This is a genomic window from Streptomyces sp. NBC_00669 (assembly GCF_036226785.1).
GTDB lineage: Bacteria > Actinomycetota > Actinomycetes > Streptomycetales > Streptomycetaceae > Actinacidiphila.
Genome location: NZ_CP109018.1, coordinates 2,333,385 through 2,357,500, shown reverse-complemented (window position 1 = coordinate 2,357,500; position 24,116 = coordinate 2,333,385). Strand labels below are relative to the sequence as shown.

Here is a 24,116-nt window from a genome sequence, read left to right as displayed (position 1 = left end):
AACACATAGGGCATGTGGAGGGAACGCGGGGAAGTGAAACATCTCAGTACCCGCAGGAAGAGAAAACAACCGTGATTCCGGGAGTAGTGGCGAGCGAAACCGGATGAGGCCAAACCGTATGCGTGTGATACCCGGCAGGGGTTGCGTGTGCGGGGTTGTGGGAGTTTCCTTGATCGGTCTGCCGGCCGGTCGGAGAGTCAGAAACCGTATGGGTAGGCGAAGGACATGCGAAAGGTCCGGCGTAGAGGGTAAGACCCCCGTAGCTGAAATCTGTACGGCTCTCTTGGAGATCACCCAAGTAGCACAGGGCCCGAGAAATCCTGTGTGAATCTGGCGGGACCACCCGTTAAGCCTAAATATTCCCTGGTGACCGATAGCGGATAGTACCGTGAGGGAATGGTGAAAAGTACCGCGGGAGCGGAGTGAAATAGTACCTGAAACCGTGTGCCTACAAGCCGTGGGAGCGTCGCATCGAGTGCTTGCACTCGGTGTCGTGACTGCGTGCCTTTTGAAGAATGAGCCTGCGAGTTTGCGGTGTGTTGCGAGGTTAACCCGTGTGGGGGAGCCGTAGCGAAAGCGAGTCCGAATAGGGCGTTTCAGTAGCACGCTCAAGACCCGAAGCGGAGTGATCTAGCCATGGGCAGGTTGAAGCGCGGGTAAGACCGTGTGGAGGACCGAACCCACCAGGGTTGAAAACCTGGGGGATGACCTGTGGTTAGGGGTGAAAGGCCAATCAAACTCCGTGATAGCTGGTTCTCCCCGAAATGCATTTAGGTGCAGCGTCGTGTGTTTCTTGCCGGAGGTAGAGCACTGGATAGGCGATGGGCCCTACCGGGTTACTGACCTTAGCCAAACTCCGAATGCCGGTAAGTGAGAGCGCGGCAGTGAGACTGTGGGGGATAAGCTCCATGGTCGAGAGGGAAACAGCCCAGAGCATCGACTAAGGCCCCTAAGCGTACGCTAAGTGGGAAAGGATGTGGAGTCGCAGAGACAACCAGGAGGTTGGCTTAGAAGCAGCCACCCTTGAAAGAGTGCGTAATAGCTCACTGGTCAAGTGATTCCGCGCCGACAATGTAGCGGGGCTCAAGCGTACCGCCGAAGTCGTGTCATTCACGCAATATCCCCAACGGGAGTGTGGATGGGTAGGGGAGCGTCGTGTGCCGGGTGAAGCCGCCGCGTAAGCGAGTGGTGGATGGTTCACGAGTGAGAATGCAGGCATGAGTAGCGATACAAGAGTGGGAAACTCTTGCGCCGATTGACTAAGGGTTCCTGGGTCAAGCTGATCTGCCCAGGGTAAGTCGGGACCTAAGGCGAGGCCGACAGGCGTAGTCGATGGACAACCGGTTGATATTCCGGTACCCGCTTTGAAACGCCCAGTACTGAACCGAGCGATGCTAAGGCCGTGAAGCCGCCTCTGATCTCTTCGGAGTGAGGGGGAGTGGTGGAGCCGCTGAACCGGACTTGTAGTAGGTAAGCGATGGGGTGACGCAGGAAGGTAGTCCAGCCCGGGCGGTGGTTGTCCCGGGGTAAGGGTGTAGGACGTGTGGTAGGTAAATCCGTCACACATTAAGTCTGAGACCTGATGCCGAGCCGATTGTGGTGAAGTGGATGATCCTATGCTGTCGAGAAAAGCCTCTAGCGAGTTTCATGGCGGCCCGTACCCTAAACCGACTCAGGTGGTCAGGTAGAGAATACCGAGGCGTTCGGGTGAACTATGGTTAAGGAACTCGGCAAAATGCCCCCGTAACTTCGGGAGAAGGGGGGCCACTTCTGGTGATGGAGTTTACCTCTTGAGCTGGGGGTGGCCGCAGAGACCAGCGAGAAGCGACTGTTTACTAAAAACACAGGTCCGTGCGAAGCCGTAAGGCGATGTATACGGACTGACGCCTGCCCGGTGCTGGAACGTTAAGGGGACCGGTTAGTCACACTTCGGTGTGGCGAAGCTGAGAACTTAAGCGCCAGTAAACGGCGGTGGTAACTATAACCATCCTAAGGTAGCGAAATTCCTTGTCGGGTAAGTTCCGACCTGCACGAATGGCGTAACGACTTCTCGACTGTCTCAACCATAGGCCCGGTGAAATTGCACTACGAGTAAAGATGCTCGTTTCGCGCAGCAGGACGGAAAGACCCCGGGACCTTTACTATAGCTTGATATTGGTGTTCGGTTCGGCTTGTGTAGGATAGGTGGGAGACTTTGATATCGCGGCGCCAGCCGTGGTGGAGTCGTCGTTGAAATACCACTCTGGTCGTGCTGGATGTCTAACCTCGGTCCGTGATCCGGATCAGGGACAGTGTCTGGTGGGTAGTTTAACTGGGGCGGTTGCCTCCTAAAGGGTAACGGAGGCGCCCAAAGGTTCCCTCAGCCTGGTTGGCAATCAGGTGTTGAGTGTAAGTGCACAAGGGAGCTTGACTGTGAGACTGACGGGTCGAGCAGGTACGAAAGTAGGGACTAGTGATCCGGCGGTGGCTTGTGGAAGCGCCGTCGCTCAACGGATAAAAGGTACCCCGGGGATAACAGGCTGATCTTCCCCAAGAGTCCATATCGACGGGATGGTTTGGCACCTCGATGTCGGCTCGTCGCATCCTGGGGCTGGAGTCGGTCCCAAGGGTTGGGCTGTTCGCCCATTAAAGCGGTACGCGAGCTGGGTTTAGAACGTCGTGAGACAGTTCGGTCCCTATCCGCTGCGCGCGTTGGAGTCTTGAGAAGGGCTGTCCCTAGTACGAGAGGACCGGGACGGACGAACCTCTGGTGTGCCAGTTGTCCTGCCAAGGGCATGGCTGGTTGGCTACGTTCGGGAGGGATAACCGCTGAAAGCATCTAAGCGGGAAGCCTGCTTCGAGATGAGGGCTCCCACCCACTTGATGGGGTAAGGCTCCCAGTAGACGACTGGGTTGATAGGCCGGATGTGGAAGCCTCGTGAGGGGTGGAGCTGACCGGTACTAATAGGCCGAGGGCTTGTCCATGTGTGCTCGCGTCCACTGTGTAGTTCTGAAACAACCAGCAACCACACACCCCTCTAGCTGTAGGGCTGGGTTGGTGTGTGGTGTGTGGGACAGTTTCATAGTGTTTCGGTGGTCATAGCGTTAGGGAAACGCCCGGTTACATTCCGAACCCGGAAGCTAAGCCTTTCAGCGCCGATGGTACTGCAGGGGGGACCCTGTGGGAGAGTAGGACACCGCCGAACAATTATTTGAATAGACCCCAACCCCCGAGGCTTGTCCCGGGGGTTGGGGTCTTTTTGCTGCTCGTTACCCTCATGTTCACGTCGAAACGGGAACCTGGGCACCCCGACAGGCGGAGGTGTGGAGACGTGCAGCAGATGACGACTGCCGGACGGCGGCCCGGTATCGCTTCGGAGATGACGGCGACCGCGGTTCGCGACACCCTGAAAGCGCTCGGCATCGGCCGCGGCGACGAGGTCATCGTGCCGTCGTACGGTCCCGGCGCACCCGCCGACGGGGCTCGACTGGCCGGCGCGACACCGGTGTTCGCCGACATCGACCCGCGGACGTACTGCGTGGACCCGGCCTCGGTGGCCGCGTGTGTCACCTCCCGCACCGCCGCTCTCGTCCCGGTGAACGTGTTCGGCCACCCCGCCGCCATGGACCTCCTGGACGACCTCGCGGTCCGGCACGGGCTGGCCGTCGTGGAAGAGGCGCCGAGCGGCGAGGACGTGGGCGCCGTGGCCCGCCGCCGGGCGCACGCGCGGTTCCTCGACTCGGCGCTCACCGGCGTCGTGGTGCCGTACACCGCGCCCGGTGCCCACCACGTCTACCACCAGTACACCGTGCGGGTGCCGGGGAACGGCCGGCCGGACCGGGACGCGTACCTGCGGGCGCTGGCCGTGCGCGGGGTGCGGGCGACGGTGAGCGTGCCGGTGCCGGTGCACCGGATGCCGGCGCACCGTGCGGCGGCGCCGGTGGAGTTGCCGCAGACCGAACTGGTCGCCGCGGACAGCCTGTCGCTGCCGGTTCACTCGGGCCTGACGCAGCGCGAGTTGACGCATATTGCCACGGTCTGCAACCGGCTCGGCGGGATCGTCTGACCGCGGTTTTCGTGCACACGCGCTGATGGGCTACGATCTTCCCATCGACGCGCCCCAATAGCTCAGTCGGTAGAGCGTCTCCATGGTAAGGAGAAGGTCTACGGTTCGATTCCGTATTGGGGCTCTGCGAAAGAAGGCCCCCGCCTCATGGCGGGGGCCTTTGTCATGAGGCGGGACGGGGGCGCTTCACGGCTTCGGCAGCGCGGGTACCCGCATCGCCAGGATCGCCATGTCGTCGGAGGGCGCGTCGGCCGCGAAGCGCTCCACCGCGCGCTGGATGCGCGCGGCGACCGCGCCGGCGGTCAGGCCCGTACACGTGGCCAGCACGTCGGCGAGGCCGTCGTCGCCGAGCATGCGGCTGCCCTCGCGGCGCTCGGTGACACCGTCGGTGACGCACAGCAGGACGTCGCCGGGGTCGAGGGTGACGGACTGCTCGTAGAGGTCCAGGTCGTCCATGACGCCGAGCAGCGGCTGCGGTTCGGCCGCGGGTTCGACGGTGCCGTCGGGGCGCAGGCGCAGCGGCAGGGGATGGCCGGCGCAGACCATGCGCAGTTCGGCGCTGCCGTCCTCCCGGGGCCACAACTCGCCGTACAGGAGGGTGAGGAAGCGGCTGCGGGCGCCTTCGTCGAGGATGGCCGCGTTGAGGCGTTCGAGGACGGCAGGGCCGCCGAAGCCCTCGCGGGCGAGCAGGCGCAGGGCGTGCCGGGCCAGGCCCGTGACGGCGGCCGCTTCCGGGCCGGTGCCGCAGACGTCGCCGATGGCGAAGCCCCAGCAGCCTTCGCGGATCGGGAAGAGGTCGTAGAAGTCGCCGCCGACTTCGTTGCCCTCACCGGCCGCGCGGTAGACGACCTCGACCTCGACGCCCGGGACGCGGGGCAGCTCGGGCGGCAGCAGGCTGCGCTGGAGGGCCTGGCTGATCGCGGTGCGCTCGCTGTAGAGGCGGGCGTTGTCCAGGGCGAGGGCGGCACGGCGGGAGAGGTCCTCGGCGAGTTCGAGGATCTCCTGGCGGAAGCGTTCGTCGCTGGGCTTGCCGAGGGTGAGCATGCCGATGACGCGGTTGCGGGCGACCAGGGGCAGCACGACCGTTTCTCCACCGACCGCGGCCGCGGTGGCCAGGGCGATGCCCGGGGTGGTGGCGGGGCGTGTGCCGGGGGCGGCGCCGACGCCGAGGCTGCGCAGGGAGGCGCGCAGGGCACTGGAGTGGGCGGCGTCGGAGGGAGCGGTCCAGATCCGGGCACCGGGGGTCGGGTCGGGCTCGGGCGGCCTGACCTGCTGGAGGAGGGCCTTGATGCCGTCGATGCGGTCCTCGTCCTCGTGCAGGACGAAGGCGAGTTCGGGTTCCGACTGCTCGGCGATGGTGTAGACGGCGCACCAGCTGGCGAGGGTGGGGACGGTCATCTGGGCCATCAGGGCCAGGGTCTGGTCGCGTTCCAGGGTGCCGGCGAGCAGGTCGGAGGCTTCGACGAGGAAGGAGAGCGAGCCGCGGCGGAGCCGTTCGAGTTCGGTGAGGCGCGCGCTCTCGACGGCCAGGGCGATCCGGTCGGCGGCGAACTGGAGGCGGAGCGCCTCCTGGTTGCTGTAGCGGCCGGGTGCTTCGGCGGCGACGCCGAGGGAGCCGGTGAGGCGGCCTTCGACCTTGAGCGGGACGGTGACGACGGAGCGCATGCCGGTGCCGGACAGCAGCGGTACGGCGCCGGGCACGGCGGTGAGGTCCTCGTGGACGGCGGGCATGCGGGCGCTGCCGTAGCGGCCGGTGCCGGCCTCGACGGGGACGCGGGCGAAGCGCTGGCGGGCGGAGGGCAGGCCGGTGGAGGCGCGTACTTCGAGTTCGGTCTCGTCGTCGGTGGCGAGCAGCAGGTAGGCGGCGTCGCCGTCGAGCATGTCGCGGGCGCGTTCCACGGTGCGCTGGAGGAGGCCGTCGAGGTCGTCGGGGGCGGGGGAGCCGATGAAGACCTCGAACGCGTCGGTGGCCTTGCCGCGTTGGGAGGCGTGGGCGTCGGAGCCGTGGGAGCCGCGGTTGGGCGACTGGAGGACGGCGCGCTCCTCGGCGCGGACCAGCAGGCACACGGTCGACGGTTCGCCGGCGGTGTCGCGGACCCGCAGGTGGGAGCCGTAGACGGATAGGACGCGGCCGCCCGCGTCGCGCAGGCCGTAGGTGCCCTCCCAGCGGGAGAGCTGGAGGGCGTCGGCGAGGCCGATGCCGGTGCCGGGGGTCTGCGGCCAGGCGGCGAGGTCGGCGAGGGACTTTCCGACGATGTCGGCGGCGGTGTGGCCGAAGAGGTCGGTGGCGTCGTCGTTCCAGCGGGTGATGGCGCCGGACCGGTCGACCTGGATGACGGCGACACGAACGCGTTCGTCGGCGACGGGGAGGTCGGCGGTGGGCAGTACGGGTCCGGCGGAGCGGGTACCGGTGGGGCGCTGGGGCAGTTCGAGCTGGAACCAGACGTACTTGCCGGCGGCGGAGTACTCCACGCCCCAGCGGCTGGCCAGGGCGGAGCAGAGCAGCAGGCCGCGGCCGCCCTCGTTGTCGGTCTCGCGGAACTGGCGGCCGCGGGTCTGCATGGGGACTTCGCGCTCGGGATAGTGGTCGGCGACCTCGACGCGGACCGCGGTGTCGTAGCGCAGGCACTGCACGTCGGCGGCGGTGCCCGCGTGTACCACCGCGTTGGTGACCAGTTCGCTGGTCAGGACGACGGCGTCGTCCACCACGTCGGCGAAGCCCCAGCCGTGCAGGGTGTCGCGGACGAAGGCGCGGGCGATCGCGACCGACCGTCCCACCGGTTCGAAGGTGGCCGCTGCCCGCGCCGTGATCACCGATCTCCTCATGGTTCGTGTCCGCGCGGGCGCGCTGCCCGCTGCTGCCGGTGCGTCGCCGTGCTGCTGGAACGTCACCCGGCGGCTCCCCTGCGTGTGCGCCCGTCGGAGGGTGGGACCCCCCGACTGTGGCAGCACCGTTCACGTTACCTACCCACACCGACCGCGTGTGCGCCGGTTACCGGTGTTTCCACCCCGATCGTGGTCGCAGTTCCTCCGATGCTGCCGAACTGTTATGGGAGGGGTGGGCCGTAGTGAAACACTGGGCATGTTCTGAAGGTTGCAAGCTTGCTCATCTGCGGGTCGGTCGACCCTCCGGGAGGAACACGGTGGAGTCTGGCGCATCGGCGCGGGGCACGGTCACGCGTACGAAGAACGGGCGATCCCGTGGGAACGGGACCGTCGAGGTCGACATGGCCGCGCTCACCAAGCTGCTCGGGGCGTTGTCCGCGATGCGGGACGGCAATTTCCGCAAGCGGCTGCCGGTGTCCGGGGACGGGCCGCTGGCGGAGATCGCGGTCGTGTTCAACGAGGTCGCCGACCGTAATCAGCATCTGACCGGTGAGCTGGCCCGGGTCCGGCGGGTGGTGGGCCGGGACGGGAAGCTGACGGAGCGGCTGGAGACGGGCCCGTCGGAGGGGTCCTGGGCGGCCGCGATCGAGGCGTCGAACGCGCTGGTGGACGACCTGGTGCGGCCGGTCTCCGAGGTCGGCAGGGTGCTGTCGGCGGTGGCCGAGGGCGATCTCGAGCAGCGGATGGACCTGCGGGCGCAGAACGCGGACGGGTCGGCGCATCCGCTGCGCGGTGAGTTCCTGAAGGTCGGCCGTACGGTCAACGGTCTGGTGGACCAGCTGTCGGCGTTCACCGACGAGGTGACGCGGGTCGCGAGCGAGGTCGGTACCGAGGGCAAGCTCGGCGGGCAGGCGAAGGTGCGGGGCGTGTCCGGGTCCTGGAAGGACCTGACGGATTCCGTCAACACGATGGCGTACCGGCTGACGGCGCAGGTGCGGGACATCGCGCTGGTGACGACGGCGGTGGCGAAGGGGGACCTGTCCCGCAAGGTCACGGTGCATGTCGCCGGGGAGATGCTGGAGCTGAAGAACACCGTCAACACGATGGTGGACCAGCTCTCGTCGTTCTCGTCCGAGGTGACCCGGGTGGCCCGGGAGGTCGGTACCGAGGGCGAGCTGGGCGGCCAGGCGCAGGTGCCGGGCGTGGCCGGGGTGTGGAAGGACCTGACGGACTCCGTCAACCTCATGGCGGGGAACCTGACGGCGCAGGTGCGGGACATCGCGCAGGTGACGATGGCGGTCGCGAACGGCGACCTGACGCAGAAGATCACCATCGGGGCGCGCGGTGAGGTCGCGCAGCTCGCCGAGACGATCAACGCGATGACGGAGACGCTGCGGACGTTCGCCGACGAGGTGACGCGGGTCGCGGGGGAGATCGGCGCGGAAGGTCAGCTCGGCGGGCAGGCGCAGGTGCCGGGTGTGGCGGGGACGTGGAAGGACCTGACGGACTCCGTCAACACCGCGTTCCGGAACCTGACGGCGCAGGTGCGGGACATCGCGCAGGTGACGACGGCGGTGGCGGGTGGTGACCTGTCGCAGAAGGTGACCGTGGACGTCTCCGGCGAGATGCTGGAGCTGAAGAACACCGTGAACACCATGGTGGACCAGCTGTCCGCGTTCGGTGACGAGGTGACGCGGGTCGCGCGCGAGGTCGGGGTCGAGGGACAGCTGGGCGGGCAGGCGCAGGTGTCCGGCGCGGCGGGGACGTGGAAGGACCTGACGGACTCCGTCAACACCGCGTTCCGGAACCTGACCGCGCAGGTGCGGAACATCGCGCAGGTGACCACGGCCGTCGCCAACGGTGACCTGTCGCAGAAGGTCACGGTGGATGTCTCCGGCGAGATGCTGGAGCTGAAGAACACCGTGAACCGCATGGTGGACCAGCTCAGTTCGTTCTCGCAGCAGGTCACGCGGATGGCGCGGGACGTGGGCACCGAGGGCCGGCTGGGCGGTCAGGCCCGGGTGGACGGGGTGTCGGGCACCTGGAAGGACCTGACGGACTCCGTCAACTTCATGGCCGGCAACCTCACCTCGCAGGTACGGCAGATCGCCCAGGTGACGACGGCGGTGGCCCGTGGCGACCTGTCGCAGAAGATCGACGTGGACGCCCGGGGCGAGATCCTGGAACTGAAGAACACCATCAACACGATGGTCGACCAGCTGTCGTCGTTCGCCGAGCAGGTGACCCGGGTCGCGCGCGAGGTGGGCACGGACGGGCGGCTGGGCGGTCAGGCGCAGGTGCCGGGCGTGGCCGGCGTGTGGCGCGACCTGACGGACTCGGTGAACTTCATGGCCGGCAACCTGACCGGCCAGGTCCGCAACATCGCGCAGGTCGCGACGGCGGTGGCCCGCGGTGACCTGTCGCAGAAGATCGACGTGGACGCCAAGGGCGAGATCCTGGAACTGAAGAGCACGCTGAACACGATGGTCGACCAGCTGTCGTCGTTCGCGGAGCAGGTGACCCGGGTGGCCCGCGAGGTGGGCACGGAGGGCATCCTGGGCGGCCAGGCGGAGGTCAAGGGCGTCAGCGGTACGTGGAAGGACCTCACGCAGTCCGTCAACTTCATGGCGAACAACCTGACGTCCCAGGTGCGCAACATCGCCGACGTGACGTCTGCGGTGGCGGCCGGTGACCTGTCACGGAAGATCACCGTGGACGCGAAGGGCGAGATCCTCGCGCTGGTGACGACCGTGAACACGATGGTGGACACGCTGTCGGCGTTCGGTGACGAGGTCACGCGTGTGGCGCGCGAGGTGGGTACCGAGGGGCAGTTGGGCGGTCAGGCGCGGGTGCGTGACGCGTCGGGCATCTGGAAGGACCTCACCGACTCGGTGAACGGCATGGCGTCGAACCTCACGTCGCAGGTGCGGTCGATCTCCTCGGTGGCCACCGCCGTCGCCAACGGCGACCTGACGAAGAAGATCGATGTCGACGCCCGGGGCGAGATCCTGGAGCTCAAGAACACCATCAACACGATGGTGGACACGCTGTCGGCCTTCGGTGACGAGGTCACCCGGGTGGCGCGCGAGGTGGGTACCGAGGGCATCCTCGGCGGCCAGGCGCGCGTGCCGGGCGTGGCGGGCACCTGGAAGGACCTGACCGAGTCCGTCAACGGGATGGCGTCCAACCTGACCGGCCAGGTGCGGCAGATCGCGCAGGTGACGACCGCGGTCGCGCGCGGTGACCTGTCGAAGAAGATCGACGTGGACGCGCGCGGGGAGATCCTGGAGCTGAAGACCACGATCAACACCATGGTCGGGCAGCTGTCCGCGTTCGGTGACGAGGTGACGCGGGTCGCGCGCGAGGTGGGTACCGAGGGTCGGCTGGGCGGTCAGGCGCGGGTGCCGGGTGTCTCGGGGATCTGGAAGGACCTCACCGAGTCGGTGAACCTGATGGCCAACAACCTGACCAGCCAGGTGCGCAACATCGCGCAGGTCGCCACCGCGGTGACCCGCGGCGACCTGAACCTGCGGATCGACGTGGACGCGGCCGGGGAGATCCTGGAACTGCAGGACTACATCAACACGATGATCGTCCGGCTGCGCGAGACCACCCTCGCCAACAAGGAGCAGGACTGGCTCAAGGGCAACCTGGCCCGGATCTCCGGTCTGATGCAGGGCCGCCGCGACCTGCGGGACGTGGCCGCGCTGATCATGAGCGAGCTGACCCCGGTGGTGTCCGCGCAGCACGGCGCGTTCTTCCTCGCGCAGGACACCGCGGAGTCCGGTGCGGAGTACGAACTCGCGCTGATCGGCAGTTACGGCTTCTCCCGGCGCACCATGTCCTCGGTGTTCCTGCCCGGTGAGGGCCTGATCGGGCAGTCCGCGGTGGAGAAGCGCTCGATCCTGATCGAGCAGGCGCCGCCGGGGTATCTGAAGATCGTGTCGGGGCTCGGCGAGGCGCCGCCGGCGCATGTGATCGTGCTGCCGGTGCTCTTCGAGGGGCGGGTGCTGGGCGTGATCGAGCTGGCCGCGTTCCAGCCGTTCACGCAGATCCAGAAGGACTTCCTCGACCAGATCACCGACATCATCGCGATCAGCGTGAACACCATCTCGGTCAACACCAAGACCGAGGGGCTGCTCAAGCAGTCCCAGGAGCTGACCGAGCAACTCCAGGAGCGCTCGGACGAGTTGGAGAACCGGCAGCGGGCCCTGCAGATGTCCAACGCGGAACTGGAGGAGAAGGCCGAGCTGCTGGCGCGGCAGAACCGCGACATCGAGGTGAAGAACACCGAGATCGAGGAGGCCCGGCAGGTCCTGGAGGAGCGCGCCGAGCAGCTCGCGGTCTCGATGCGCTACAAGTCGGAGTTCCTGGCGAACATGTCGCACGAGCTGCGGACGCCGCTGAACTCGCTGCTGATCCTCGCCAAGCTGCTGGCCGACAACGCCGACTCCAACCTGTCGCCCAAGCAGGTCGAGTTCGCCGAGACCATCCACGGAGCCGGTTCCGACCTGCTGGAGCTGATCAACGACATCCTGGACCTGTCGAAGGTCGAGGCCGGCAAGATGGACGTCTCGCCGACCCGTATCGCCCTGGTGCAGCTGGTGGACTACGTGGAGGCGACGTTCCGGCCGCTGACCGCGGAGAAGGGCCTGGACTTCTCGGTGCGGGTCTCGCCTGAGCTGCCGGTGACCTTGCACACCGACGAGCAGCGGCTGCTACAGGTGCTGCGCAACCTGCTGTCGAACGCGGTGAAGTTCACCGACTCCGGGTCGGTGGAGCTGGTGATCCGCCCGGCCGGACCGGATGTGCCGCAGGCGATCCGCGAGCAGTTGCTGGAGGCGGGGACGATGCGCGACGCCGACCAGCCGCTGATCGCCTTCTCGGTCTCCGACACCGGCATCGGGATCGCGGCGAGCAAGATGCTGGTGATCTTCGAGGCGTTCAAGCAGGCCGACGGCACCACCAGCCGCAAGTACGGCGGCACCGGCCTTGGCCTGTCGATCAGCCGGGAGATCGCCCGGCTGCTGGGCGGCGAGATCCACGCCGACAGCCAGCCCGGCCGCGGCTCCACCTTCACGCTGTACCTCCCGCTCAGCCTCGGTGACACGCTGCCCGTGCAGCCGCAGTTGCCGGCCGGAGCAGGCGCAGGCGCAGGCGCCGGCAGTGGCCGGGGTGCGGACGCCGACCAGCAGGCCCAGGGCCGCAACCGCAGCCCGGGCAGCAGCCTGGCCCGGCTGCGCCGCCGCTCCGCCCAGCCCGCGCCCGGCCCGGCGCGGCCTGCGGACGGCGACACCGGGTCCGGGTCCGGGAACGGCGGTTCGGCGCAGGGCGGCGGGTCCGCGAACGGCGCCGGTTCCCTGAACGGCCACGGCGGCGCCGCAAACGGCCGGAGCGGCGCCGTGCACGACGCCGAGGGCGCGGGGACCGACGCGGGCGCGGCGGCGCGGGAGACGGCGCACGGGGAGGCGTACCCGGCCTTCACCGGCGGGTTCAGCGGCGAGAAGGTCCTCATCGTGGACGACGACATCCGCAACGTCTTCGCGCTCACCAGCGTGCTGGAGCAGTACGGCCTGACCGTGCTCTACGCGGAGAACGGGCGCGAGGGCATCGACGTCCTGGAGCAGTACGACGACATCGCCGTGGTGCTGATGGACATCATGATGCCGGAGATGGACGGGTACGCGACGACCACGGCGATCCGCAAGATGCCGCAGTTCGCCGGGCTGCCGATCATCGCGCTCACCGCGAAGGCGATGAAGGGCGACCGGGAGAAGGCGATCGACTCCGGGGCGTCGGACTACGTGACCAAGCCGGTGGACACCGACCACCTGCTGACGCTCATGGAGGACTGGATGCACGCCCGATGATCGGCCCGATCACCGAACCTGCCCGAAGATGGCTGAATATTTTGCCGACTTGAGGGGCAGGTGAGGTGTGGGCCGTTCGGAATCTGGGAACCTTACGGTCTCCGCCTGCGTTTCCGGTATGTGGTGAGTGACGTGGCGGTGACAGGGTGTGGCGAACGGCGGGGTGCGGCTACGATGACCGGCACAAGGACGGGCGGCGGGACATTGCTGCCCCCGGGGGCGGCGATCGGCGCTTCCGTCGGCATTGCGAGTCGGGGAGGCCCCAAGCCGGGGCGAGGAGGGCGTGGCGTGGTGCAAAAGGCCAAGATCCTCCTGGTCGATGACCGGCCGGAGAATCTGCTGGCGCTGGAGGCGATCCTCTCGGCGCTGGACCAGACCCTGGTCCGTGCATCGTCAGGGGAGGAAGCGCTCAAGGCGCTGCTGACCGACGACTTCGCGGTGATCCTGCTCGATGTCCAGATGCCGGGCATGGACGGGTTCGAGACCGCGGCACACATCAAGCGGCGGGAGCGGACCCGGGACATCCCGATCATCTTCCTCACCGCGATCAACCACGGCCCGCACCACACGTTCCGCGGATACGCGGCCGGTGCGGTCGACTACATCTCCAAGCCGTTCGACCCGTGGGTGCTGCGCGCCAAGGTCTCGGTGTTCGTGGACCTGTACATGAAGAACTGCCAGTTGCGCGAGCAAGCGGCGCTGCTGAGGCTGCAGTTGGAGCAGGGCGCGCCGTCCGGCGCCGTGGCCGGCGGGGCGGGCCCGGCAGGTGCGAGGGAGTCCGTCGGCCTGCTCGCCGAACTGTCCGCGCGGCTGGCCGCCGTGGAGGAGCAGGCCGAAGCGCTCGGCAAGCAGCTCGACGGCAGCGCCGACGCCGCCGTGGTGGCCACGGCCGCACACCTGGAGCGCAAACTCACCGGGTTGCGGCGGGCGTTGGACGCGCTGGAACCCGGCGACGCCGGCGGCGGCAACGGGTTCGGCAGGCAGCAGGGCGGCTCGGACTGAGCGCGCACGGCGGGTCCGGACTCCGCGGCGCGCCGTGCGCGAGCCGGGTGGCACGCTCCCGCCGTTCGTCCTCCCGGCCCATGACGCGGCGTCAACCCGGCGCCCAGCGCGGTCCGACACGAACGGGCGTATCCCCGAGCAGGCGTGTCCCCCGATCACAAGGGCGGTAACCTCGGCCCATGGCCCCCCGTACGTCCGGCACCGCCAAGAAAGCCCCGGCGCGGCCTCCGGCCAAGAAGACCGCGGCGAAGAAGCCCGCGGCCAAGAGCGCTGCCGCCCGACCGCCCGCCAAGAAGGCGGCGGCGGCCAAACCCGCGCCCGCGGCCGCGCCGTCCCCCACCGGCGGCCTCTACCGGGTGGTGCGCGCGGTGTGGCTCGGCTTCGCACACGGCGTCGGCGCGATCTTCCGCGGGATAGGGCGCGGCGCGCGCGGCCTCGACCCCGCGCACCGCAAGGACGGCGTGGCGCTGCTGCTGCTCGGCGTGACCCTGGTGGTCGCCGCCGGCACCTGGTCCAATCTGCACGGCCCGGTCGGGGACCTGGTCGCCCTGCTGATCACCGGCGCCTTCGGCCGGCTCGACCTGCTGGTGCCGTTCCTGGTCGGCGCGATCGCCGTCCGGCTGATGCGCCACCCCGAGCAGCCCGAGGCCAACGGCCGGATCGTGATCGGCCTGTCCGCGCTGGTGCTCGGCGTGCTCGGCCTGATCGACATCGGCTGCGGCGCCCCGAGCCGCGCCGACGGCGCGCAGGCGCTGCGCGACGCCGGCGGCCTGATCGGCTGGGCCGCCGCCGCGCCCCTGCACTACACCGTCGGCTCCGTGCTCGCCGCGGCGCTGCTCCTGCTGATCACCGTCTTCGGGCTGCTCGTGGTCACCGCGACCCCGGTCAACGCCATCCCGCAGCGGCTGCGGGCGGCCGGCGTCCGGGTCGGCCTGTACGCACCCCCGCCCGACCCCGAGGCCGTCCCGCTGGAGGACTTCTTCGACGACGACGCGGACGCCGTGTCCGGGTCGCGCTCCGGAGCGGCCGAGGACGACTCACCGGTCCGCCGGGTGCCCGCCCGCTTCACCAAGTCCCGTGCCGGCAAGGGCGCCGACGCCGACCCGTACGACATAGAGCGTGACGGCGACAGTGCGGGCTCGGGCATGGGCGGGCTCGACGCGGAGGAGCAGGACAAGCCGCGCCGCAAGTCCCGGCGCCGCCCGGAGCCGGCGTCCGCCCAGGGGGCCGACGACCTCGACCTGGACCCGGTGGACGTGGCCGCCGCGGCCGCCGCGGCCCTCGACGGCGCGGTGCTGCACGGCGTGCAGCCCTCCCCGCTCGTCGCCGACCTCACCAGCCGGCTCAAGAAGCCGGTGCCCGCCGCCCGCGCCGACGACACCGGCGCCCAGGGCGCGGCCGGCGCCGGCAAGGGCAGCGACTCCGTACCCGACCTGACCAAGCCCGCCGCCACCTCCGAGGCCGGGCCGCCGCTGCCGCCGCGGGCCGAGCAGCTCCAGCTCTCCGGCGACATCACCTACGCCCTGCCCTCGCTCGACCTGCTGGAGCGCGGCGGCCCCGGCCGTACCCGGAGCGCCGCCAACGACGCGGTCGTCGCCTCGCTGAGCCAGGTGTTCAAGGAGTTCAAGGTCGACGCCGTCGTCACCGGCTTCACCCGCGGCCCGACGGTCACCCGGTACGAAGTGGAACTGGGCGCCGCGGTGAAGGTGGAGCGGATCACCGCGCTGGCCAAGAACATCGCGTACTCCGTGGCCAGTCCCGACGTGCGGATCATCAGCCCGATCCCCGGCAAGTCCGCGGTCGGCATCGAGATCCCCAACAGCGACCGCGAGATGGTCAACGTCGGCGACCTGCTGCGCTCGGCCGAGGCCGCGGGCGAGGACCACCCGATGACCGTCGCGCTCGGCAAGGACGTCGAGGGCGGCTACGTGGTGGCCAACCTCACGAAGATGCCGCACGTCCTGGTCGCCGGCGCCACCGGTTCCGGCAAGTCCTCCTGCATCAACTGCCTCATCACCTCGGTGATGTGCCGCGCCACCCCGGACGAGGTCCGGATGGTGCTGGTCGACCCCAAGCGCGTCGAGCTGACCGCCTACGAGGGCATCCCGCACCTGATCACGCCGATCATCACCAACCCGAAGCGGGCCGCCGAGGCCCTCCAGTGGGTGGTCCGCGAGATGGACCTGCGCTACGACGACCTCGCCGCGTACGGCTTCCGGCACATCGACGACTTCAACGCGGCGGTGCGCTCGGGCAAGGCGAAGACCCCCGAGGGCAGCGAGCGCGAGCTGACCGCGTATCCGTATCTGCTGGTGATCGTCGACGAGCTGGCCGACCTGATGATGGTCGCGCCGCGCGACGTGGAGGACTCGATCGTCCGCATCACCCAGCTGGCCCGCGCCGCCGGCATCCACCTGGTGCTGGCCACCCAGCGGCCGAGCGTCGACGTGGTCACCGGCCTGATCAAGGCCAACGTGCCGTCCCGGCTCGCCTTCGCCACCTCCTCCCTCGCCGACAGCCGGGTCATCCTCGACCAGCCGGGCGCCGAGAAGCTGATCGGCAAGGGCGACGGGCTGTTCCTGCCGATGGGCGCGAACAAACCGATCCGGATGCAGGGCGCCTACGTCACCGAGGACGAGATCGCCAAGGTGGTGGAGCACTGCAAGGCGCAGCTCACACCGACCTACCGGTCCGACGTCACCGTCGGCAGCGGACCGAAGAAGGAGATCGACGAGGAGATCGGCGACGACCTGGACCTGCTGTGCCAGGCGGCCGAACTGGTGGTCTCCACCCAGTTCGGCTCCACCTCGATGCTCCAGCGCAAGCTGCGGGTGGGCTTCGCGAAGGCCGGGCGGCTGATGGACCTGATGGAGTCCCGCGGGATCGTCGGCCCGAGTGAGGGTTCCAAGGCGCGCGACGTGCTGGTCAAGGCGGATGAGCTGGACGGGGTGCTGGCGGTGATCCGCGGCGGCGACGGCCCGGGGTGACGCGCTGAGGGTGAGCGCTCGGAGCGACGGGCCCGGGGGCCGGCGGCCCCCGGGATGACGGGCCGGATGACGGGCCGGGATGACGGGCCGGGATGCGGCGCAAGGCCACCGGCCCGGGCGTTGGAGCGGTACCGACGGGTACACCCGGACGTACGTACCATTCGTCACACAAGTGGAGTCGTGCCACGTGTGACGTCGGCCAACTCGGGGCACGTTGAAGGGCAACCGTTTCTCCGGTCCAAGCGTCAAGTTGTACAGGCAGGACGACTGTCACCCCGTTGACACCCTCGCGTGCCCGTGGGGCCGACGAAAATCCGTAGTCCGCCCGCCCCGGTGTTTCATACCGCCCCTAGACTGAACTTCCAGCAGGTGGCTGCACGCTCGAAAGGCGCCCTCGTGTCCATCGGCAACACGCCCTCCGCCGACCGTCCTTCGGTCGGCCGCGCCCTCGCTCAGGCCCGCACCGAGGCGGGGCTGACCGTTGACGAGGTCAGCACCACCACCCGGGTACGCGTCCCGATCCTCCAGTCGATCGAGCAGGACGACTTCTCCCGCTGCGGCGGTGACGTCTACGCCCGCGGCCACATCCGCGCCATCGCCCGCGCCGTCGGCGTCGACCCCGAGCCGCTGATCGAGCAGTACGCCGCCGACCACGACACCGACTCCGCGCCCCCGCCGGTCGCGCCGCTGTACGAGGCCGAGCGGATCAAGTCCGAGCCGCGTCGGCCGAACTGGACCGCCGCCATGATCGCCGCGATCGTGGCCGTCATCGGCTTCGTCGGGTACACCGTCGTCAGCGGGAGCGGCGGCGACAGCGGCAAGACCAGCGCCCAGTCCAGCCCGAGCGCGTCGGCCTCGACCACGACGTCCCCGAGCCCGTCGTCGCCGCAGGGCAACGGCGCCCCGACCGGGCAGCCGACCGACACCGGCAGCGCCATCGCCGCGGCCCCGCCCGGGAAGGTCACGGTCAAGGTCACCGCCGAGAGCGGCGCCAGCTGGATTCAGGCCACCGACGGCAACGGCAAGCAGCTCTTCCAGGCGTCCCTCAAGGAGGGCCAGTCCAAGACCTGGACCGACGACAAGAAGATCAAGCTCATCGTCGGCAACGCGGGCGCGGTCCAGCTCTTCGTCAACGGCAAGGACCTCGGACCGGCCGGCGGAAAGGGCCAGGTCGTCCGCCTGACGTACACGCCGGGCGACCCGACACAGGGTTAGCCGCGGGCCGCCGGACCGACGGGGGCGGACGGGCGTTCGGCGCACCGCGCGGCGAAGTCGCGAGAAGGCCACCGGGTAGGCTGGTGCCTATGCCCGAACCCCGTACCGTCGCCCTTGTCACGCTCGGCTGCGCCCGCAATGAGGTGGACTCGGAGGAGCTCGCCGGCCGGCTTGCGGCGGACGGCTGGCAGCTCGTCGAGGACGCCGCCGACGCCGACGTGGCCGTGGTGAACACCTGCGGCTTCGTCGAGGCCGCCAAGAAGGACTCGGTGGACGCCCTGCTGGAGGCGAACGACCTCAAGGCGCAGGGCCGCACCCAGGCGGTCGTCGCGGTGGGCTGCATGGCCGAGCGGTACGGCAAGGACCTGGCCGAGGCGCTCCCGGAAGCCGACGGCGTCCTCGGTTTCGACGACTACGCGGACATCTCCGACCGGCTGCGCACCATCCTGGGCGGCGGCATCCACGCCTCCCACACCCCGCGCGACCGGCGCAAGCTGCTCCCGGTCAGCCCGGTGGAGCGGCAGCGCGCGGTCTCCGGGACCGGTACGGGCGCGCGGAGCGGGGCGGTGGCGCTGCCGGGACACGGGCAGGGCGCGGCGGGCGCCGGGGAGGCGGACGAGGGCAGAGGCACCGGAAGCGACAGCGGTGTGGACGGGGGCGCGTCCGGTGCGGCCCGCGCGGCGGCGCACCCGACCGCTGACCCGGACGTGCCCTGGCAGGTGCCCGATCTGCCGGAGGGTGTCGCTCCCGCTTCGGGGCCGCGCGCTCCGCTGCGCCGGCGGCTCGACTCCGGCCCGGTCGCGTCCGTGAAGCTCGCCTCCGGCTGCGACCGCCGCTGCACCTTCTGCGCGATCCCGTCCTTCCGCGGCTCGTTCATCTCCCGGCGCCCCTCCGACGTGCTGGGCGAGACCCGCTGGCTGGCCGGGCAGGGCGTCAAGGAGGTCATGCTCGTCAGCGAGAACAACACCTCCTACGGCAAGGACCTCGGCGACATCCGCCTGCTGGAGACGCTGCTGCCGGAACTGGCCGCCGTCGACGGTGTCGAGCGGGTCCGGATCAGCTACCTCCAGCCCGCCGAGATGCGGCCCGGCCTCATCGACGTCATGACCGGCACCCCGGGTGTCGTGCCGTACTTCGACCTGTCCTTCCAGCACTCCGCGCCGGGGGTGCTGCGCGCCATGCGCCGCTTCGGCGACACCGAGCGGTTCCTCGAACTGCTGCACACGATCCGGTCGAAGGCGCCGGAGGCCGGCGTCCGGTCCAACTTCATCGTCGGCTTCCCCGGTGAGAGCGAGGAGGACCTCGCCGAACTGGAGCGGTTCCTGAGCGAGGCGCGGCTCGACGTCATCGGCGTGTTCGGCTACTCCGACGAGGAGGGCACCGAGGCCGCGTCCTTCGAGCACAAGCTCGACGAGGACGTGGTCGCCGCCCGGCTCGCGCGGGTCTCCCGGCTGGCCGAGGAACTGACCGCGCAGCGCGCGGAGGAGCGGCTCGGCGCCACCCTGCGGGTGCTGGTCGAGGCGTTCGACGAGGAGACCGGCGAGGTCACCGGCCGCGCCGACCACCAGGCGCCGGAGACCGACGGCCAGGTCGTCCTGCTGCCGCCCGGTGGGAACGCGGCGGGCGCGGCGGCCGTTGGGGCATCCGGCGGGGAGTGGCGGCCGGCGCCCGGGACGTTCGTGACCGCGAAGGTGACGGGCACCGAGGGCGTGGACCTGATCGCCGAAGTGCTGCCCGAGCTGGCCGGTGCGGCCGGCGGCCAGGGCGCGGAGTGTTCCGAGGGAGTGGGCAGATGAGCGGAGGCGCCGAGCCCACACCGCCGCCGGTGCGGGCGGCCACCGCGGCGCGTCCGGCCGAGGCCGGCACCGGTGGGGACGGGAGCGGGCGGGGCGGGGCCTCCGGCGGTTCACGGGGTGCTGGTGCTGAGGGTGTTGGCGTCGCGGGTGCGGGTGCCGGTGCCGGTGTCGGTGCTGCGGACGCAGGTGCCGCTGGTGCTGGTGTCGAGAATGCTGGTGGTGCTGGTGGTGCTGGTGGTGCGCACGAAGCCGGTGCGCAGGCCGGCCGGGGCAGCGGCCAGGCCGGGCTCTGGAACGTCGCGAACCTGCTGACGATGACCCGGCTCGTGCTGGTCCCGGGGTTCGTGCTGCTGCTCGTGCACGACGACGGGAACGACCCGGCCTGGCGCTCCTTCGCCTGGGCCGCCTTCGCGATCGCGATGATCACCGACCTCTTCGACGGCGAACTGGCCCGGCGCTACGGCCTCGTCACGGACTTCGGCAAGATCGCCGACCCGATCGCGGACAAGGCGATCATGGGCGCGGCGCTGGTCGGGCTGTCCGCTCTGGGTGACCTGCCGTGGTGGGTCACCGGGGTCATCCTTTTCCGTGAACTCGGCATCACCCTCATGCGCTTCTGGGTGATCCGGCACGGCGTCATCCCCGCGAGCCGCGGCGGCAAACTCAAGACGCTCACGCAGGGCGTCGCGGTCGGCATGTACATCCTGGTGCTGACCGGTCCGCTGGCCAGTATCCGCGCCTGGATCATGGCGGTCGCGGTCGTGCTGACCGTGGCGAGCGGCGTGGACTACGTACGGCAGGCGGTCGTCCTGCGCCGGGCGGGCCTGGCGGCGCAGGCCGCCGATGATGCTCACGACGAGACGGCGACCACTCCGGCGGCGAGCGCTCCCACGGCGACCGCTCAGGGCGCTCAGGGCGCTCGGGGCGGTGCGCGGGTGTCGGTGACGGCGCCCGGGAGCGCGTCCGGGGCGACGCTCGCGGCGACGAGCGGGCCGGGAACGGGGACGAGGGCCGGGGGAGCGCACCGGGCCGAGCCGGCGGATGAGCCCGTGTCGGGGACCGAGACCGCGCCTGGGGCCGAGGCCGACCCCGCACCCGCGTCCGCCCCCGCGCCTGCCGCCGAGCGCGAGCGTCGGCAGGGCGTATGAGCGCGGAGGGGCCGGTGGGGTCGCAGGCTTCGGGGCAGTCCGAGCCCGCCGGGTCCGCGGAACCGGCTGAGTCCGCGCGTGAGGCCCTGCGGCTGCTCGTGGGTCGCGCGGCGACGCTCGCGGTCGCGGAGTCGCTCACAGGCGGCCTGGTGGCCGCTGAACTGGCTGCCGTTCCCGGCGCCTCGCGGGCCTTCCGTGGTTCGGTCACGGCGTACGCGACCGAGCTGAAGCACGAGATCCTTGGTGTCGACGCCGCTCTGCTCGCCGAGCGGGGTGCGGTGGACCCCGATGTGGCGCGCGGGATGGCCGAGGGCGTACGCCACCGGCTCGGCGCGGACTGGGGCGTCGCGACCACCGGCGTCGCCGGCCCCACCCCCCAGGACGGTCAGCCGGTCGGCACGGTCTTCGTCGCCGTCGCCGGCCCGTCGGGCGCCGTGGTCGTCCCGCTGCGGCTCTCCGGGGACCGCGGCACGATCCGCCGGGCGTCGGTGGCGGCTGTCCTGGAACTGCTCACCGCCGAACTGCGGAGGAGTACGGTTGCGGGTCCGGAGTCCACCACGGCCCAGGCCGAAGGACAGCGGAACGGCAAGGGCCGAACGGCCACACGTAACGGTCCCGGTACGACTACCGGCGGCCAAGGATAGGGAAGAAGACGGGGGGAAGTGATGTTTGCAGCCCTGAGTGAACACGTCTTCGCTCCCCGCACGGGCGGTGCCCGAGGCGGTACGGTGGGGCGAGAAGGATGCGGTTTCGCGGTCCGAGGAGGGAGCCACCGATGATCCTGCTCCGTCGCCTGCTTGGTGACGTGCTGCGTCGGCAGCGCCAGCGCCAGGGCCGCACTCTGCGTGAGGTCTCTTCGTCGGCCCGGGTCTCCCTGGGCTATCTCTCGGAGGTCGAGCGGGGGCAGAAAGAGGCGTCCTCCGAACTGCTCTCGGCGATCTGCGACGCCTTGGACGTGCCGATGTCCGAGGTGATGCGCGAGGTCAGCGACGACCTGTCGCTCGCGGAGCTGGCTCAGTCGTCGGCGGCCGAGACTCCGGCCGCGCCGATGAGGCCCCTGCTGGGCGCGGTCACGTCCGTCACCTCCGTCACGGCCGTACCGTCCGCGCCGGACGAACGGATCACCATCAAGGCGCCCAAGAAGTCCGCGGAAGCCGTGGACGTCGTCGCCGCCTGAACCTGCTCGGTACCGCCGCTGGACGCGTGCGTCAGCGGTTGAGCGCACCCGCCGGCCCCGTCCGGGACGAAACCCGTCCCGTGGCGGGGCCGTCGTGTTTCCTGCGGGGCGCACGCGGCGCGTGCCGAGCTGCCGATCGGGGGTGTGCGCGCGGGCGGGTACCGCGGCCGCTGTCTTTTGCCATGTGTGGTGCGCGAGGGCAGGGTAGGCGCAGAAGGTCAGTACGGGATGAATCAGACCCGAACGCGTCGATCCGCGAGGAGACAAGCGCATGTCTGTCGTGAAGAGCCCCCTGGCCGAGCAGGCCCGCAAGACCGTCGGTGAAGCCCTCCAGGGTGCCCTGGTGGATCTGATCGACCTGTCACTGCTGGCCAAGCAGGTGCACTGGAACGTCATCGGCCCCCGGTTCCGGTCCATCCACCTCCAGCTGGACGAGGTCGTGGACAGTGCTCGCGTCGCCTCCGACACTGTCGCCGAGCGTGCCTCCGCGATCAGCGTGACCCCCGACGGCCGCGCCGGCACCGTCGCCAAGACCAGCGGCATCGACACCGTCACCGACGGGTGGGTCAAGGACAGCGAGGTCGTGGAGATCATGGTCGCCGCCCTCGACGCCTGCATCACCCGGATGCGTGAACGCATCCAGACCACCGACAAGCCCGACCCGGTGACCCAGGACATCCTCATCGGCATCACCGCCGACCTGGAGAAGTTCCACTGGATGTTCCAGGCGGAGAACGTCTGAGGCGCCATGCGCGGCCCTCGAAGGACTCCGACGATACGGACCCGGACAACACGGTCCCGGTCCCGGACCCGGACCTGCTCGCGCACGCGTCCCAGGCCCGCTCCGGCGGCGATACCGGCGGCGATACCGGCGGTGCGGGTGGCGGCGCCCATTTCGCCCGGGGCCGCCGGGACGACCCGGGTCCGGGCCCTGGTCCGGGGCCAGAGTGCGGGTGGCGTGCGCGTGGTGCTGGCCCTGGTCGGCGGCGTGCTGTGGTGGCTGGCGGTCCTGCGGTTCGGTCTGCGGCCCGACACCTCGGGCGGTCCGGCCGGCGGCGTGCACGCCGCGATCGTCGCCGGCGGGTGGAGCCTCGGCCTGATCCCCATGCACGCGGTGCCCGCACGGCGGCGGGAGGCGGCGCGGCGCCGCCGGACGAAGGCGACCGCTCCCGTGCCGGCGGGGTCCGGCCTTCCCGGGGATCAGCTTCTGGCCGAGGACGACGCGGGGCCTGGACCTGGGTCTGGAGCTGGCGCCGGACCTCGCTGGCACCGCGGGCACCAGTAGGCCACCCGATCCTGCTGCCGGGTGTCATCGCCGTGCCGGGCCGACCTGACCGCAGTGCCACACCGCAGGCACGGCTGGTGCTCCCGGCCGTACACCCAGTGGGTGCGCCCGCGACGGGTGTCCCCGGTCGTCACATGGCCGGGGCGCGCCTTGTTCGCCTCCAGCAGTCGTCTGGCCAGCGCCACCAGCCGCTCCGGCGCCGGCACCGCCCCGAACGGTGTCCACGGCGTCACCCCGCGCAGAAAGCACAGCTCGGCGACGTAGACGTTCCCGATCCCGGCCAGATTCCGCTGGTCCAGCAACGCTTCCCCGACCGGTCGGTCCGGGTCCGCGGCCAGCCGGGCGAGCGCTTGCTCCGCGTCCCAGTCCGGCCCGAGCAGGTCGGGCCCGAGGTGGCCGACCGCCTCGCCCTCCTCCTCGGTGCGCAGCAACTCCAGCACCGGCAGCCGGTAGCCGACCGCGACCCGCTCACCCGCCGCCAGTACCGCCCGCACCTGGTGCATCGGGCCGCCCCGCCAGCGTTCCCCGGCCCCGTACAGGTGCCACGCCCCGTCCATCCGCAGATGGCTGTGCAGCGTCATGTCGCCTTCGAGCCGCGCCATCAGATGCTTGCCGCGCGGCACCACCGCCAGCACCTGCCGTCCCACCAGGTCCACGGTCGCCAGCTTCGGCACGCGCAGATCCGCCCGCACCAGCGGCTGCCCGGCCAGCGCCGCGTGCAGTCGATGGGCGGTCAGCCAGACCGTGTCTCCTTCGGGCACCCC

11 protein-coding genes, 1 tRNA gene, 2 rRNA genes and 1 pseudogene (1 of these 15 only partly in view) are annotated in these 24,116 nt (G+C 70.0%); 13 read left to right on the top strand and 2 right to left on the bottom strand.

Annotated features, from left to right (window positions below):
- The 4 genes from OG896_RS09310 to OG896_RS09295 all read left to right on the top strand — a co-directional run.
- A 23S ribosomal RNA gene (locus tag OG896_RS09310) occupies positions 1–2,964 on the top strand; it begins 161 nt to the left of the window's first position.
- 104 nt (positions 2,965–3,068) lie between these two features.
- Positions 3,069–3,185 (top strand): 5S ribosomal RNA (gene rrf / locus OG896_RS09305).
- 72 nt (positions 3,186–3,257) lie between these two features.
- On the top strand, positions 3,258–4,046 hold the full coding sequence (locus OG896_RS09300; RefSeq protein ID WP_329364079.1) for a DegT/DnrJ/EryC1/StrS family aminotransferase: 789 nt from the start codon (positions 3,258–3,260) through the stop codon (positions 4,044–4,046).
- A gap of 51 nt (positions 4,047–4,097) precedes the next feature.
- Positions 4,098–4,170, top strand: a tRNA-Thr gene (locus OG896_RS09295).
- 62 nt (positions 4,171–4,232) lie between these two features.
- Here the strand turns inward: OG896_RS09295 and OG896_RS09290 are convergent.
- Complete coding sequence (locus OG896_RS09290) at positions 4,233–6,860, bottom strand: SpoIIE family protein phosphatase (RefSeq protein ID WP_329373835.1); 2,628 nt, start codon at positions 6,858–6,860, stop codon at positions 4,233–4,235.
- A 329-nt stretch (positions 6,861–7,189) separates the two neighbouring features.
- Between OG896_RS09290 and OG896_RS09285 the strand changes: the two genes are divergently transcribed.
- From OG896_RS09285 to OG896_RS09240, 9 genes and pseudogenes are all read left to right on the top strand, one after another.
- Positions 7,190–12,742: a hybrid sensor histidine kinase/response regulator gene (locus OG896_RS09285; protein ID WP_329364078.1), complete on the top strand. Its 5,553-nt coding sequence runs from the start codon at positions 7,190–7,192 to the stop codon at positions 12,740–12,742.
- Between the two features lie 288 nt (positions 12,743–13,030).
- On the top strand, positions 13,031–13,744 hold the full coding sequence (locus tag OG896_RS09280; RefSeq protein ID WP_329364075.1) for a response regulator: 714 nt from the start codon (positions 13,031–13,033) through the stop codon (positions 13,742–13,744).
- Between the two features lie 179 nt (positions 13,745–13,923).
- The gene (locus OG896_RS09275; RefSeq protein ID WP_329364073.1) at positions 13,924–16,731 is read left to right on the top strand and encodes a DNA translocase FtsK; all 2,808 of its coding nucleotides are present in this window, start codon (positions 13,924–13,926) and stop codon (positions 16,729–16,731) included.
- Between the two features lie 396 nt (positions 16,732–17,127).
- Complete coding sequence (locus OG896_RS09270; RefSeq protein WP_329364071.1) at positions 17,128–17,946, top strand: helix-turn-helix domain-containing protein; 819 nt, start codon at positions 17,128–17,130, stop codon at positions 17,944–17,946.
- Between the two features lie 89 nt (positions 17,947–18,035).
- The gene (rimO, locus tag OG896_RS09265) at positions 18,036–19,742 is read left to right on the top strand and encodes a 30S ribosomal protein S12 methylthiotransferase RimO (protein WP_329364069.1); all 1,707 of its coding nucleotides are present in this window, start codon (positions 18,036–18,038) and stop codon (positions 19,740–19,742) included.
- A pseudogene (gene pgsA, locus OG896_RS09255) lies at positions 19,739–20,584 on the top strand (CDP-diacylglycerol--glycerol-3-phosphate 3-phosphatidyltransferase); the annotation flags it as partial. The gene rimO and the pseudogene pgsA, both read left to right, overlap by 4 nt.
- A gap of 320 nt (positions 20,585–20,904) precedes the next feature.
- Positions 20,905–21,534, top strand: a complete 630-nt coding sequence (locus OG896_RS09250) for a CinA family protein (RefSeq protein ID WP_443056977.1) — start codon at positions 20,905–20,907, stop codon at positions 21,532–21,534.
- 131 nt (positions 21,535–21,665) lie between these two features.
- Positions 21,666–22,067, top strand: a complete 402-nt coding sequence (locus OG896_RS09245) for a helix-turn-helix domain-containing protein (RefSeq protein ID WP_328470176.1) — start codon at positions 21,666–21,668, stop codon at positions 22,065–22,067.
- A 271-nt stretch (positions 22,068–22,338) separates the two neighbouring features.
- On the top strand, positions 22,339–22,809 hold the full coding sequence (locus OG896_RS09240) for a Dps family protein (protein ID WP_329364066.1): 471 nt from the start codon (positions 22,339–22,341) through the stop codon (positions 22,807–22,809).
- 458 nt (positions 22,810–23,267) lie between these two features.
- On the opposite strand, the gene OG896_RS09235 is transcribed toward OG896_RS09240, so the two are convergent.
- Positions 23,268–24,113 carry a DNA-formamidopyrimidine glycosylase family protein gene (locus tag OG896_RS09235; protein WP_329364064.1) on the bottom strand — a complete coding sequence of 282 codons (846 nt, stop codon included), beginning with the start codon at positions 24,111–24,113 and terminating at the stop codon, positions 23,268–23,270.
- Positions 24,114–24,116 lie beyond the last annotated feature (3 nt).

Coding starts and splice junctions, on each gene's coding strand:
- rimO (WP_329364069.1), top strand. CDS start 18,036: ATGCCCGAACCCCGTACCGTCGCCCTTGTCACGCTCGGCTGCGCCCGC.
- OG896_RS09275 (WP_329364073.1), top strand. CDS start 13,924: ATGGCCCCCCGTACGTCCGGCACCGCCAAGAAAGCCCCGGCGCGGCCT.
- OG896_RS09245 (WP_328470176.1), top strand. CDS start 21,666: ATGATCCTGCTCCGTCGCCTGCTTGGTGACGTGCTGCGTCGGCAGCGC.
- OG896_RS09240 (WP_329364066.1), top strand. CDS start 22,339: ATGTCTGTCGTGAAGAGCCCCCTGGCCGAGCAGGCCCGCAAGACCGTC.
- OG896_RS09300 (WP_329364079.1), top strand. CDS start 3,258: ATGTTCACGTCGAAACGGGAACCTGGGCACCCCGACAGGCGGAGGTGT.